This window comes from Antarctobacter albus, from assembly GCF_900101505.1.
In the GTDB taxonomy this organism is placed as follows: Bacteria; Pseudomonadota; Alphaproteobacteria; order Rhodobacterales; family Rhodobacteraceae; genus Antarctobacter; species Antarctobacter albus.
This window is the reverse complement of record NZ_FMZI01000006.1, coordinates 43,353-57,008: the sequence shown is the minus strand read 5'-3', so window position 1 is coordinate 57,008 and position 13,656 is coordinate 43,353. Positions and strand designations below refer to the sequence as shown.

General features: G+C 65.8%; 13 protein-coding genes. 6 read left to right on the top strand and 7 right to left on the bottom strand.

Annotated features, from left to right (window positions below; genetic code table 11):
- Window positions 1-47 precede the first annotated feature (47 nt).
- Complete coding sequence (locus BLQ71_RS11770; protein WP_043140874.1) at window positions 48-458, top strand: Hsp20 family protein; 411 nt, start codon at window positions 48-50, stop codon at window positions 456-458.
- 5 nt (window positions 459-463) lie between these two features.
- Window positions 464-691, top strand: a complete 228-nt coding sequence (locus tag BLQ71_RS11765) for a DUF1150 family protein (RefSeq protein ID WP_043140876.1) — start codon at window positions 464-466, stop codon at window positions 689-691.
- Window positions 692-781: 90 nt separating this feature from the next.
- Here the strand turns inward: BLQ71_RS11765 and BLQ71_RS11760 are convergent, their stop codons facing one another.
- Window positions 782-1,396 (bottom strand): glycosyltransferase family A protein, encoded by a 615-nt coding sequence (locus BLQ71_RS11760; RefSeq protein ID WP_074621860.1) that lies wholly within the window; start codon window positions 1,394-1,396, stop codon window positions 782-784.
- A 61-nt stretch (window positions 1,397-1,457) separates the two neighbouring features.
- Window positions 1,458-2,672, bottom strand: coding sequence for an autotransporter outer membrane beta-barrel domain-containing protein (locus tag BLQ71_RS11755; RefSeq protein ID WP_074621859.1), 1,215 nt, complete (start codon window positions 2,670-2,672; stop codon window positions 1,458-1,460).
- A gap of 265 nt (window positions 2,673-2,937) precedes the next feature.
- Here BLQ71_RS11755 and BLQ71_RS11750 point away from each other — a divergent pair, with 265 nt between their 5' ends.
- The 3 genes from BLQ71_RS11750 (at window position 2,938) to BLQ71_RS11740 (ending at window position 7,843) form a co-directional block, all read left to right on the top strand.
- Window positions 2,938-4,125 carry a peptidoglycan-binding domain-containing protein gene (locus BLQ71_RS11750; RefSeq protein ID WP_074621858.1) on the top strand — a complete coding sequence of 396 codons (1,188 nt, stop codon included), beginning with the start codon at window positions 2,938-2,940 and terminating at the stop codon, window positions 4,123-4,125.
- 129 nt (window positions 4,126-4,254) lie between these two features.
- Window positions 4,255-6,555: a peptidoglycan-binding domain-containing protein gene (locus tag BLQ71_RS11745; protein ID WP_133066149.1), complete on the top strand. Its 2,301-nt coding sequence runs from the start codon at window positions 4,255-4,257 to the stop codon at window positions 6,553-6,555.
- A 61-nt stretch (window positions 6,556-6,616) separates the two neighbouring features.
- Window positions 6,617-7,843, top strand: coding sequence for a peptidoglycan-binding protein (locus BLQ71_RS11740; protein ID WP_074621856.1), 1,227 nt, complete (start codon window positions 6,617-6,619; stop codon window positions 7,841-7,843).
- 86 nt (window positions 7,844-7,929) lie between these two features.
- On the opposite strand, the gene BLQ71_RS11735 is transcribed toward BLQ71_RS11740, so the two are convergent.
- The 3 genes from BLQ71_RS11735 to trxB all read right to left on the bottom strand — a co-directional run bounded on the left by BLQ71_RS11735 (window position 7,930) and on the right by trxB (window position 11,546).
- A complete protein-coding gene (locus tag BLQ71_RS11735) occupies window positions 7,930-10,011 on the bottom strand; it encodes a bifunctional sulfate adenylyltransferase/adenylylsulfate kinase (protein ID WP_074621855.1) in 2,082 nt (693 codons plus the stop codon).
- Between the two features lie 128 nt (window positions 10,012-10,139).
- Complete coding sequence (locus tag BLQ71_RS11730; RefSeq protein WP_074621854.1) at window positions 10,140-10,433, bottom strand: PIN domain-containing protein; 294 nt, start codon at window positions 10,431-10,433, stop codon at window positions 10,140-10,142.
- Between the two features lie 123 nt (window positions 10,434-10,556).
- The gene (gene trxB / locus BLQ71_RS11725; protein WP_074621853.1) at window positions 10,557-11,546 is read right to left on the bottom strand and encodes a thioredoxin-disulfide reductase; all 990 of its coding nucleotides are present in this window, start codon (window positions 11,544-11,546) and stop codon (window positions 10,557-10,559) included.
- Between the two features lie 180 nt (window positions 11,547-11,726).
- Here trxB and BLQ71_RS11720 point away from each other — a divergent pair, with 180 nt between their 5' ends.
- On the top strand, window positions 11,727-12,227 hold the full coding sequence (locus tag BLQ71_RS11720) for an Lrp/AsnC family transcriptional regulator (protein WP_043140899.1): 501 nt from the start codon (window positions 11,727-11,729) through the stop codon (window positions 12,225-12,227).
- Window positions 12,228-12,290: 63 nt separating this feature from the next.
- Here BLQ71_RS11720 and BLQ71_RS11715 read toward each other — a convergent pair whose 3' ends face one another.
- Both BLQ71_RS11715 and BLQ71_RS26420 read right to left on the bottom strand, forming a co-directional pair.
- On the bottom strand, window positions 12,291-12,971 hold the full coding sequence (locus BLQ71_RS11715) for a Hint domain-containing protein (protein ID WP_069209521.1): 681 nt from the start codon (window positions 12,969-12,971) through the stop codon (window positions 12,291-12,293).
- A gap of 503 nt (window positions 12,972-13,474) precedes the next feature.
- Entirely contained in the window at window positions 13,475-13,630 is a 156-nt protein-coding gene (locus BLQ71_RS26420; protein ID WP_157923299.1) for a hypothetical protein, read from the bottom strand.
- Window positions 13,631-13,656: the final 26 nt, after the last annotated feature.

Genomic DNA, 13,656 nt, shown 5'->3' with positions numbered 1-13,656 from the left:
CCTTCGGGGGCCGTGGCGTGACGGTCGCTTGTGCAAAGGACGTGTCGATGACCAAACTGACGCTGGGATCTTATCCCCATATGCTCGGGTTCGAGCAGCTGGAGCGCCTGCTGGAGCGCACCGCAAAGACATCGGAGGGCTATCCGCCCTTCAACATCGAGCAGACTTCGGATCATTCCTATCGCATCACCCTGGCCGTGGCCGGGTTCCGCGAGGATGACCTGTCGATCACCGTCGAGGACCGCCAGCTGGTCATCCGGGGTCGGCAGCGTGACGATGGGTCGGATCGCATATTCCTTCATCGCGGCATTGCCGCGCGGCAGTTCCAGCGCACATTTGTGTTGGCGGATGGTGTCGAGGTGGGTGAGGCTGTGATCGAGAACGGGCTGTTGCACGTCGATCTGACGATGAGCCGGCCCGAGACCGTCGTGCAGACGATCAAGATCAGGAAGGGGTAAGTACCATGCATGCCAAGTACGATTTTGACAAACTGGTCGAGGGGCGGACGGTCTATGTACGCCCGGTGAAAACCGCGGACCTGCCCGACGACGTGCGCAAGCAGGCGGCCGGTCGTGACACGCTGTATGCGGTGCACCGCGCCGATGGCGAACGCCTGGCGCTGGTCAAGGACCGCTCGCTGGCCTTCGTGCTGGCGCGGCAGAACGACCTGGCGCCGGTGACGGTGCACTGACGCATTGACGGGCGGGGGTTTTCCCCCTGATCTCGTATCGCAGGGCCCGGCGGATTTCGCCGGGCTTTTCGTTTCTGGGTGGTTGGGGGATCACCGACGCGGGGGCCAGAGGCCGAACCTCTCCCAAAGACATTGCGCGGCGGCGGCATTGGCGCGGGCGCGGTCCGTCGTATCCTGCAGCGGGGCGGGGCGGACCAGGGGCGTGACGCGGGCGCGCGCCGCGGGCGCCAGCCTCAGGGGGGTGCCGGTCAGCGCGCGCATGCCCGATAGCCAGATGTCATCGACCGGGCGGGCCTCTGCCGGGATGTCAAAGGCGCGCGGGTCGATCATTCCGGGCCGGATCAGCACACCGGAAAACCCCTGTGCGATATCGCTGTGCGGGGGCGCGGCGCCCTGCCGTTTCAGCCGGTCGACGGACCAGCCGGAGGCGGCCACCGCCTCCGTGGGGCTGGCGGCGGTGCAGAGTTCGGCAAGCCAGCCGGGCTGGTAGAGGCAATCGTCATCGCAATAGGCAAGGGCGTCCTGCGGAAAGGCGCGCAGGGCCGGCAGCAGCTTGGTCGCCGGGCCATAGTCGGTGTCGGACCAGAGCAGGGTGACCCCCGGGGGCAGGGCTGGCGGCGCGACCGGGCCGGGAAAGCGGGCATAGTGGCGCGGCAGGCACAGCACGACCCGCGCGGCGCCCTGCGCCAGTAGGCTGTCCAGCACCCCGGCCAGGGCGGCAAAGCGCGGCGGGATCGAGGTGAGCGTGATGGTCGTGCGGCTGGGCTCAGAAATTGAGATTGTAGTTCATCCGCAGTTTCATGTCGCGCGTGTCATCCAGGATGCGGCCGCCATCCAGGTCGAGCGTCAGCCGGCCTTTGCCCGCATCATAGGCAAACCCTGTTCCGATACGGGGGCCGGTATGGCTGGTTTCGCGGCCCAGCCCGTCGTCGAAACGGTTGTATTCCGCGCCGAGGCTGACATAGGGCGTCAAGGCCGTGCCGATGTCGAAACTGGCGCGTGTGCCCAGCGATCCGGTCAACCCGGTCACGGTTCGCGGGGCCAGGCCTCCGGCGGCGGGATGATCCTCGGCAAAGCCGGACACCCCGATGAAGGAACGGATGTCGGCGCTGCCCCAGGTGTAATCCGCGTTGGCGGTCAGCCCGGCGGCGCGGCGTTCGGCCTGGTAGGTGACGCCGCCGACGTCGTAATCGGGCCGTGCAAAAAGGGCGTATCCGGTCACGTTGTAGCGGTCGCCGATGCGGGACTTGAAATAGGGGCCGATGCTGAGCGCGTCGCTGTCGACCGAGACGCCGGAAACGTCCAGATCGGACCGGCCCGCCGACAGGAAGAAGCCCAGGCGCGTGGAGGCGCCGACCTCGTAGTCGAGGCCGAAGGTCAGTTCATGTGCGCTGCCGTCGATGTCGCCGTCAAAGACGCGCCCCTGCAAGGCTGCCCAGCCGGTCATGCCGGTTTGGTCGCCGTAGGTGGAGAGGAACAGCCCGTTTCGCGTGACCGAGGCCGGGGCGCCGCCCGAGAGGGTGCTGTTGATCGCGCTGCCGACAAAGCCCACCGATGTGCTGGCCGAGGCGAAGGCACCCATGCCCTGCGCGGCCTTGCGTCCGCCCTGTCCTGCCGCACCGTTGCCACCCCCGCCGCAGGACAGGGTGAAGGTATCGCCGGACTGGGCAAAGGCCTCGACCCCGTAGTCTCCGGTCAGGGCGGCGGTATGGCTGAACCCGTCGCAGGAGGTACCGTCGAAGGCGGGGTTGCAGATACCGTCATCCGTGCCGCCCTGTCCGCCGAATTCGATCGAGACGGCCAGAGTGCCGGCGTCCGGTGTCGAGATGTTCAGCGTCTCACCCTGTTGCAGGTTCACGGTGACAAAGGCCGGGGCGGTATGCACCACGCCCTGAACCGTGGAACAGTCCAGCGTGGTGGCCAGGGCGGGGCCGGATCCGATCAGGAGCGCGGCCAGTGGAATGAGGCGCAAGGGAATCATGGCATCAGTGTAGCATGGTCAATCCTTAACAGTTTATCACGGAAACTTTGGCGCTTCACCTGTTGGGCCGGCTGACGCCACTGGGCGTCACGTTTTTGTCACCTGACAAGAATCCCGCAACGACAGGCGCTTGTCCGGGCAGGGAGGCGGGTGGCGGGGGCCTTGGCCTTGACAGCTTGCCTGCCGCTGGGCGTCACTGATCGGACGTCAGTCACGATGATCGGAGTAGCCCATGCCCGGATCGGGGACCAGATGGAGGTTTGCAGTGCTTCTGGCGCTGGGCCTTGCCTTGCCCGGGCAGCGCGCAGAGGCGGCGGGCGATGCCCATGTGACCTGCGTGCAAGGACAGTTGCAGGCGTTGGGGTTCGATCCCGGGCCGATCGACGGCCAAAGCGGCCCGCGCACGCGCGGCGCGCTGCGTGCCTGGCTGGACACGCGCGAGGCCGGGGCGCGCGCGGTCTTTGAAACCCTGCCGCCTTTCGACAACCGCTCCTCCGTGGGTTGGTGCCGTGAGATCGGGCTTGCCGAGCCCGAGGCGGCAAAGCTCATGCCCTCGGTCAATCCGCCCAGGATCCTGATCGGTCCGGACGTGCACCCTGAGATCGCCGATCACGTCCTGTCGGCCTACCAAGAGGCCGAAGATTTTCTTGAGCGGCGGTATGGCGTGAAACTGGCCAGCCAGGTCAGCATCATCGTGGCGACCGAGGTCGAGGCCTGGCATCGCCTGATCGGCCAGGCCGGGACGATGAAGTTGCAAAGCTGGGCGGCGATCCGTGCGCGCGGCAAGCGGGATTGCGACACCGAGTTCGGGCTGGGCGCCAGCGCTTCGCGCGACGGGCTGTCCTTTTGCGGCACCACCCTGGCCCTGAAGGAGCCGGGGCTGGCAGAGCTGTACCGCATGGTCCTGTCGGTGACGATGACGCATGAGGTGGTCCACCACGCACAGCGCGAGTACAGCTATGACAAGGTTGCCCGCTGGGTGCACAACCCGGATGCGGTGCGCCCGCGCATGGGGCCGGCCTGGATGGTAGAGGGCACCGCGCAGGTGATCGAGCAGGTCTTCATGGAGGAAAAGTTCGGCCGGGTGGCGCCCGCTCTGCACCAGATGCGCGCACAGGCCGCCGGGTCGGAGCTGACCCCGCGCCAGATCCGGCTGGCGCGAGAGGTGCGCACGGTCGAGGCCTATGACGTTTCGGCCTATGCCGTGGCGATGCTGGTCGAGCGGTTTGGCGAGGAAACCCTGTTCCGTTTCTGGCGCGCGGTGGGTGAGACCGACAATTGGTACACCGCCTTCGAGCAGGTCTATGGCATGACGGTGGAAAGCTTTGAAACGCTTTACCCGACGCTGCGCGACGACGAGATGGCCCAGCGAGAGTTCCTCGCCGATCGGGACATGAACGGCGATCACATCCTGGCGCACCGTCCGCTGACAGAGGCAGAGCTGGGGCGGTAATTCTTGACAGGCCCGGGGGCAGGCATTTCGATATCCTTGGTCCGGTGTGGGTGCGCAGAGGGTGGTGGTTAGTTGAAGAGATTGATTTTATATGCCTTTTATGGGTTGTTCGCCTTGGCGGGGCCGGCCGTGGCACAGGATCCGCATGTCGTGTGCGTTCAGCGGCAACTGGATGCCCTTGGTTTCGATCCGGGCCCGGCGGACGGCGCCATCGGGCCGCAGACACGCGGCGCTCTGGGCCGGTTGGTTTCCGAAACGGAGGCCCGCGAGGCGCTGGAGGTTTTGCCCGGCCTTTCGGCACGGGCGGCGCTGGGCTGGTGCCGCGAGATTGCGCGTCTCTACCCCGAGGCAAGGGGGCTGATGCCGTCGAGCGAGGGGCCGCAGATCTGGACGCCCGAGGGCTTTGACCCGATGATGCGGCTGGAGCTGCAGATCGCCTTTGACGAGGTTGCGCGGTACTTCGAAGAACGCTTTGGGGTGGCGCTGGCCAGTCGCGTGCAACTGGTTGCGGCCAATGATCCGGACAGCCTGGGCCGGATTCTGCGGGCGGCGGCCAGCCATCAAGAGGTGGGCGCGGCGGAGGTCCGCCGGACCGCCGAGCGAAACTGCCGCAAGAGCTCGCGGATCGGCGCCTCGATGTACCGTCACCACATGGTGTTTTGCTGGCGCGAAGAGTTCGAAGCCGGGAATACCGCAAGGTTCGAGGATTTTCGTGTATGGCTGCGCCGGGTCATGGCGCATGAATTCACCCATCATCTTCAGCGCGAACTGGCTTATGACAAGGTGCCGCAATGGGTCCGGCGGGGACAGAGCGTGCGGCCCCGGATGGGGCCGGCCTGGATGGCCGAGGGCGGCGCCCAGGTGATCGAATACCGTTATATCCATGATATTCATGACAGTTCGTTGCCGCGCACCAAATGGCTGCGGCTGGGCGCGTCGCGCTCTGGCCTGACGCTGGACGGGATCCGCCGCAAGGGTGAGGTGCGCGAGCCCAACGCCTATAGCACCTCCTTCTACGCGGTGCACCTGCTGACAGAACGTTTCGGCGAAGAGACCTTGGTCAGCTACTGGCGGCGTCTGGGAGAGACCGACCGCTGGGAAACAGCCTTCGAGGATGTCTTTGGCATCGCGATGCAGGATTTCGAGCGCATCTTCCCGACCCTGACCGCCGATCCGGATGCCGCGCAGGAGTTCCTGGCGAACCGTGATCTGGATGGCGACGGGCTGATCGCGGGGTCCGCTGCGATGCCCGCCCCGGGGAACATGGCGGCGCAGCGCCGGGCGCAGGTGGTCTGTGTGCAACGCCAGTTGGCGGCGCTGGGCCTGTCGCCGGGCGCGGCGGACGGGGTGCCGGGGCCGCGCACCCGCGCGGCGCTGGCGGATTTTGTGCAGCGGCAGGATGGCCCGGGGCGCGCGGTCTTCGACCTGCTGCCGGATCTGTCGCCCAGGTCGGCCGTGGCCTGGTGCCGCGAGATCGGGGCGATGGCCCCGGAGGCGGCAGAGCTTTTGCCTTCGGCTGCTCCGCCGGAGGTCGTGCTGGCCGCTGAGGTGCCCGAGGCAATGGGCGAGGTGCTGCGCGATCTCTACGGCGAGGCGCGCGATGCGGCGACCGGGGTCTACGGTTTGCGGGCGGCGACGGCGCCGGTGCTGATCTACGCGCAGGATGCGGATGCGCTGACACAGATGCTGCGGCGGGATTATCCCGGCGCTTTGGGCCTGTCCGAGAACGAGGCCGGGCTTCATGCGCGGTCCTATTGCGGGGCCGGAGCCGATATCGACAGGCTTGCCACCGATCTTTTGCCCGGGCGGATCGTGCTGTGCCTGCCGGAGGAGATGACGGCGCGGCTGATCAGCGGCGCGGCCTCGACAGAGGCGCTGTCCCGGCGGATCGCCTATGATCACGCGCATCACCTGCTGGCCGAAATCGGCCTGCGGGATCCGCTGACGTCCGACGGGGCGGCGGGCCTACGGCCGGCCTGGATGGTAATCGGGACGGCGCGCGGGCTTGCCCGGGGCCGACCGTCCGAAAGCGGGGCCTTGCCGCTGGCCGAATTGCAGCGCGATGACGGGGCGATGCCGCTGGCGCAACTGCGTTCACGGATTCCGGCCCGATTGGCCGGGGCTTCCGCGACCTCGGAACTGGCCGTTGTGCTGTTGTCGGCGCGCTATGGAGAGGCGCGATTGACGGAGTTCTGGCGCAGGGTGGCGGCGCAAGGTGACTGGAAGTCCGCCTTTGAAACGGTCTACGGCCAATCGGTCACAGGGTTCGAGGGAGTCTTTGAAACCCTGCGCCGCGACGAGACCGCCGCCCGCGCCTATGCGACGGGGCAGGGGGCCTATCCCTACACGCCGGAAGAAAGGGCCTTGCTGGGCCTGCCGCCGGCAGAAGTCGAGGAAGCACGGGCTGTCGGGAAGGTAGGAATCCCCTGACTTGTTGACCGGCCACAGGATTTCCTAAGTTGATGCCAGACAGCATCAAGGGACCGGCATCATGGCGATCAAGAAACTGATGTGTTCGCTCACGCTCTGCCTGGCGGCCAGTATCGGCGCGGCAGAGGCTTCGGATCGGCATGTCAGCTGCGTGCAAAAGCAGCTGGCGACACTGGGGATCGACCCGGGCGAGAACGATGGTACCAGCGGCGCGGGGACGCGGCAGGCGCTGGCAGAATTCATGCGCGGGCTGGTCGGTGAGGACGTGCAGGCGATCTTTGCCGGGTTGCCGGATTTCTCGGAACGCGCGGCGGTGGGCTGGTGCCGCGAGATCGGCGGATATGCCCCGCAGGCGGCGGCGCTGATGCCCTCGTCGGAACCGCCCCTGATCCTGACCGCGCCCAATATCCCGGAAGAGGTTCGGGGCTATATCCAGCGGTCCTACGATGACGCGCGCGCGATGTTCGCACAGGAATACGGCATCACCACCGCGTCCAAGCCGGTGCTGATCGTGGCCTTTGGGCGCGACGACCTGGAAAAGTTGCTGCTGGAGCCGGTCGAGGGCATTCCGGATCTGTCCGTCAGCGCGGCGCGGGACACCGCGGACGACCTTTGTGTCGGGGTCGAGCGCGTGATGGGCAGCGCCTACCGCAACCGGATCGCCCTGTGCATGCCGCCCGAACACCTGGACAGCGTGGCCAGCTACGACATCTGGCGCGGGCGCTACCAGTACGTGATGCTGCACGAATACATGCACCATGTTCAGCGCGAGATGCTGTATGACAAGGTGGCCTATGATGAGACCGGGCGCCGCCGCATGGGGCCGCTCTGGATGGTCGAAGGCAGCGCCTACCTTGCGCAGATCAAGTCGCGCGGCGGTCCCACCCGCGAGGTCTCTGTGCCCATGCTGGCCGCGCTGCGGGCCCGGGATGAGGAAGAGGCCGTGCCGCTGGATTACATCCGCAAGAAGCAGTCGGTGCGCTCGGACGGTGAATATTCGGCCTCGAACCTGGCGGTGGCCGTGCTGGCCCTGCGCTATGGCGAAGACCGGATGGTGGATTTCTGGCGGGTGGCCGGCGAGATGGACGACTGGGAACCCGCCTTCGAGACGGTCTACGGCATGAAGATGGCCGATTTCGAGGAGCTCTTCGAAGAGCTGCGCCACGACCAGGGCAAGCTGGTGAAATTCGCCCGCGGGCAGGAACCCTATGGGCTGGACATGCGGTTCGGCCCGATCAAGGGCGCCGGACGGCCGGGGCATGCAGGACGGGGCAGCGTGCGGGGGTAGGTCCCGGCACACGCGGACCAGTCGGCACACACAAGAAAGCCCGGCGCGTTGGCGCCGGGCTTTGTCGTCTTTCGGGATGCGGCGCCTTACTGCGCGGCGATCAGGCCCATGCTTTCCAGCTTGAGGATCACCTGGTGGGCGCAGTTGTCGACGTCGACGTTTTCGGTCTCGACCACCAGTTCGGCATTCTCGGGGACTTCATAGGGGTCGGAGATCCCGGTGAATTCCTTGATCTTGCCTTCGCGGGCGAGCTTGTACAGGCCCTTGCGGTCGCGGCGTTCGCATTCCTCCAGCGAGGTGGCAACATGGACCTCGGCAAAGGCGCCGTACTGTTCGATCATCTCGCGGACGGCGCGACGGGTCGCGGTATAGGGCGCGATGGGCGCACAGATCGCGATGCCGCCGTTCTTGGTGATTTCCGACGCGACATAGCCGATGCGCTTGATGTTCAGGTCGCGGTGCTCTTTCGAGAAGCCCAGTTCCGACGACAGGTGTTTGCGCACCACGTCGCCGTCCAGCAGTGTCACCGGGCGACCGCCCATTTCCATCAGCTTGACCATCAGCGCGTTGGCGATCGTCGACTTGCCCGAGCCGCTGAGGCCGGTGAAGAAGACGGTAAAGCCCTGCTGCGAGCGCGGCGGCTTGGTCTTGCGCAGCTCTTCGACCACCTCGGGGAAGGAGAACCACTCGGGGATTTCCAGACCCTCTTGCAGGCGGCGGCGCAGTTCGGTGCCCGAGATGTTGAGGATGGTGACGTTGTCCTTGTCCTCGATCTCGTCGTTGGGCTCGTACTGGGCGCGCTCCTGCACATAGACCATGTGTTTGAAGTCGACCATTTCGATGCCCATCTCTTCCTGGTGCTGGCGGAATAGGTCCTGCGCGTCGTAGGGGCCGTAGAAATCCTCGCCGGCGGAGTTCTTGCCGGGGCCGGCGTGGTCGCGGCCGACGATCAGGTGGGTACAGCCATAGTTCTTGCGGATCAGCCCGTGCCAGACCGCCTCGCGGGGGCCACCCATGCGCATCGCAAGCGGCAGCAGCGACATGGTGGTGGTCGATGCCGGGTACTTGTCCAGGACCGCCTCGTAGCAGCGCACGCGGGTGAAGTGATCGACGTCGCCCGGTTTGGTCATGCCCACGACGGGGTGGATCAGCAGGTTGGCCTGCGCGTCCTTGGCGGCGCGGAAGGTCAGTTCCTGGTGCGCGCGGTGCAGCGGGTTGCGGGTCTGGAAGGCCACGACGCGGCGCCAGCCCAGCTTGCGGAAGTAGGCGCGCAATTCGTTCGGGGTGTCGCGGCGGGCGCGGAAGTCATAGTGCACGGGCTGCTGGATGCCGGTCACGGGACCGCCCAGGTAGACCTCGCCTGCCTGGTTGTGCAGGTAGTAGACGGCCGGGTGCGCCTGGTCGTCGGCGCCAAAGACCTTCTCGGCTTCGTTCGACTTGTTCGGCACGTATTTGTCGGTGACGGTCATGGTGCCCAGGATCACGCCTTCCTGGTCGCGCAGGGCAATGTCCTGGCCGATCTCGATGCTGTCGGCAAAGTCCTTTTTCACGTCCAGCGTGATCGGCATCGGCCACAGGGTGCCGTCGGCCAGGCGCATGTTTTCCACGACGCCATTATAGTCTTCCTCACCCAGGAAGCCCTTGAGCGGGTTGAAGCCGCCGTTCATCAGCAGTTCCAGGTCGCAGATCTGGCGCGGGCTCAGGTCGTGGCTGACGAGGTCGGCTGCTTCGACCTTCAGTTTCTGTGCGCTGTCGTAGGAAACGTACAGCTCGGGGATGGGGGCAAGGTTGTTCTGCATCAATTCGGTCCTGTGCTTAATGGGAACCAGGTTGCTGGAGGTGCCTGTCAGTTCGGCGTGGAGTGCGTCGTATTCCGCGAGTTTCCGGGCCAGAAACCGGTCCGTGAGCCGGTTCTTCTCGGCGGCCCCGCGAGAGGTCAGCGCATAGGCGAACCTCTGGCGCCGGTCCGGCCCCTCGCGTTCGCTGATCTTGATGAACCCGGCCTCGGCCGCCGCCCGGAGCTGCGCGTTCAACCGTCCCAGGGAGACACCCAGCGCGGAGGCGATGGCACGCTGCGACGACACGTCCGGCGCCAGGTCGAGCTGGCGCAGGAGGCGGAAGAGCAGGCCTTCTTCATCCGAAATGAGCTGTGCCTTGGAGGCGGACATGGCGGGCGACTCAAAGTGTGTTCATCGCTGAACGAATCCCACAGTTTGCACCTGCAGAAAAGTCGAAATTCGCGGGCGTGGGGGATTTCCGCCGGCGTGACTCTTGCGCAACGCCGTAGAGTTGCCGGTCAGGACGGGCTGTCAAAGCCTTCGGGCAGAAAGCGAACCATTTCCTCTGGTCCCTTTGGATCAAGCTGGAAGAGATGCGGGCGCTTGGCCAGGACGAAGGTGCCGATACGCGAAGACAAGGCCAGCTTCATCGTGGTGGCGTAGACACGCGCCACCGTCACACGCCCCTTGCGAGAGGCGATTTGGATCAACTGCGCGGCATGTGCGGCGCTGATATTGTCACCATCGACCAGCAGGGCGACAGGGGTATCGGGGGAGGTTGGAAGCGGATCTTGCACAACGAAACGGGACACTGGCTTGGAAACGGTAATGCCGAGAGCAGAAACCCGATCCGGAGATAGTGCAACCCGAACCCCGGAAACAATTCGGCCCCGGCGTGATGCCGGGGCCGTTCGGGGACTTCAGAGAATGTCGCCTCAGGCGCTTTCGGGTTCGTTGGCGGCTTCCGGTGCGGGTTCGCCCGCCGCGTCCTGTTCCGCCAGCCAGCGCTCGGCCTCGAGCGCGGCCATGCAGCCCATACCGGCACTGGTTACGGCCTGACGGTACTTGTGGTCGGTCAGGTCGCCGGCGGCAAAGACGCCGGGGATCGAGGTGGCGGTGCTGTCGGGCTTGGTCACCACATAGCCGCCCATGTGGGTTTCCAGCACGTCCTTGACCAGCTCGTTCGCCGGCGCGTGGCCGATGGCGACAAAGACGCCGGCGCAGGGGATCTCGGTGATCTCGCCGGTCTCGACGTGCTTGACCTTTACCCCGGTGACACCCTTGGGCATGTCGTCACCCACCACTTCCTCGAGCTGGTGGAACCAGAGCGGCTCGATCTTGGGGTTCTTCATCAGCCGGTCCTGCAGGATCTTCTCGGCGCGCAGCTCGTCGCGGCGGTGGATCAGCGTCACCTTGGAGGCGAAGTTGGTCAGGAACAGCGCCTCTTCCACGGCGGTGTTGCCGCCGCCGATCACCACGATTTCCTTGCCGCGGTAGAAAAAGCCATCACAGGTGGCGCAGGCCGAGACGCCGAAGCCCTTGAAGGATTCTTCGGACGGCAAGCCCAGCCATTTCGCCCGCGCGCCAGTGGCGAGGATGACCGCGTCGGCGGTATAGGTCGTGCCGCTGTCGCCATGCGCCACGAAGGGGCGCTTGTCGAGCTCCAGCGAGTTGACGATGTCGCCGATGATCTCAGTGCCCATCGCGCGGGCGTGGGCCTCCATCCTGACCATCAGGTCAGGGCCTTGCACCTCGGTGTCGCCGGGCCAGTTTTCGACCTCGGTGGTGGTGGTCAGCTGGCCGCCGGGTTCCAGCCCCTGCACGAGGATCGGGTCCAGCATCGCCCGGCTGGCATAGACGCCCGCCGTGTAGCCTGCGGGGCCGGAGCCGATGATGAGGACCTTGGTGTGGCGTGTCTCGGACATGGAATTTCTCCTTAGCGGCGCGTGCGGGGTCATATAACGACAAGGATGGGGTGAAAAAAGAGGGGCGGCAGGGTGCCGCGTCTTTGTGCCATGCCGGAAAAGATTCTTGCGCCTTGTTGAAATATTATTGCGCAGGGCCTACTGGCTGCTATAACAATCGCGAAATACACGGGGGAGACTATGGCAGGTCACCGGCTTGATCCGATCGATCGCAAGATTCTGGCAGAACTGCAAGCGGATGGCCGAATGACGAACGTCGAATTGGCCCGCAGGGTGGGTATTTCGGCGCCGCCCTGCCTAAGACGTGTGCGCGTTCTGGAAGAACAGGGCTATATCCGCGGCTACCACGCCGAGGTCGACAGCCGCGCGCTGGGCTTCGAGGTGCAGGTCTTTGTCATGGTCGGCCTGCAAAGCCAGGCCGAGGTCGATCTCAGCGTCTTCGAGGAACGCTGCCGCGCCTGGCCGCTTGTGCGCGAATGCCACATGCTGAACGGCGAGGTGGATTTCATCCTGAAATGCGTCGCGCCCGACCTGTCGACCTTTCAGAGTTTCCTGACCGGAGAGCTGTTGACCGCGCCCAACGTCGCCAGCGTCAAGACCTCTCTGGTGATCCGCAACGCCAAGGACGATCCCGGCGTGCCCTTCGAGGTACTGGAAGAACGGTTGAGCCGCACCGCCTGAGCGGATGCGGCCCTGTGGTCGTGTCGGGTGGTCGTGTAGGGCGGGGCTTGCCCCGCCGCCCGGTCAGACCCCCACGAGGTTTTCGACCACGTCCCGCGTCGTGCGCGTCATGCTGACCTGCCCGAAATCGTCCAGTGCCGAGATGTTGGGGAACATCGTCAGGTAGAGTGCCCGCATGTTCTGGCCCAGGGACTGCCCCGCCGTGTTGCCAGGGTGATAGGTTTCCAGGTCGACGCCGCCGATGCGGATGGTCGTGTGGCGTTGCACCATCAGGTGGAACAGCTGCACCGTGCCCATCGGCGTCACCTCCAGGAAGCGGTCGCCGTCGGCGTAGTCCTTGACCGGGGCCAGCACGCTGTTCTGACCCAGCAGATCCTCCAGCCGGGGGTGACGCACCACCATTCGTGCGGCCGGGCCCAGCAGCAGGTCCATCGGTGGATGCCCCATGCCGAAGGCATCGGTGGTGATCCGCGTCATGTGGGTGAGCGTGGTCGCCTCGTCCTCGTGGCCGGGGACATAGGTCGTGGAGCCGATCCAGGTGACTGGCTCCGACCCGCTGGCGGTCAGGATGTAGTCGCCGGGCACGAGGTCCTCGATGGCCACCGGGCCGCGCACCGTTTCGATCAGCGTGCCGCGCGCAAAGGCCGAGGCGCATTCCTCGAAGAACGGAGAGGCCGGGGCGACATGCTGGGTGAAGGAGACCGTGAGGTCGGGAAGCAGGGCGGCGACCTCGTATTTGCGCATGAGAGAGCCTGCGCGGCGAGGTCGCCCGTCCGGAGAGAGCTCCCGTTCCGGAGAAACGGGAAGAGAGAGAGCCGGGTCAGCCGCCGGGGCAACGCCCGAAAGGCCGCGATGGAGGCGGGTCATGTGAACACCCCTTGAGGTTGGTCACATCCGTGTTGGCCCCCACCAACAACGACAGACGGAATATTGAAACAAGTAACTGACTGATGCCGATCTGGCCGCAATCGGCCCGGCCTGTCAAAATTGGCGCGCTTGAGGGGTTGCGGCGGGCGACAATGCGGAAGCTTCTCCGGGATTGTCGGACCTGACGGGATATTGGTGCCACATTCCGTCGGCTGCGCGGCGAATCGAGGCCTGTCGGATGTCTGGGGGAGGGGCCTGTGGACGGGCGCGGGGCGCTATCCAGGCTGGCCGGGAGTGGACCGGCGCGGCATCGCCGCGACGGTCGGGGACTTGGTCACAATACAGGGATACAGGGCGTTTCCGGCCCTGCCACGGAAGGGTCAGGCGCTCTTGACGCTGGGCTGGCGCGGGGCCTGCGCCTGTTCGCGGCGGACGATCATGGCCGTACGCGGGGCGCCGCGTTCGAACGGCAGGCGCGGTGCGCCCTTGCGGGCGGTTTCCGTGATCGATGCGATAAAGCGGCGCTGCGATTTCATGACGTGTCCTCTGCTCTGCCTCTGGT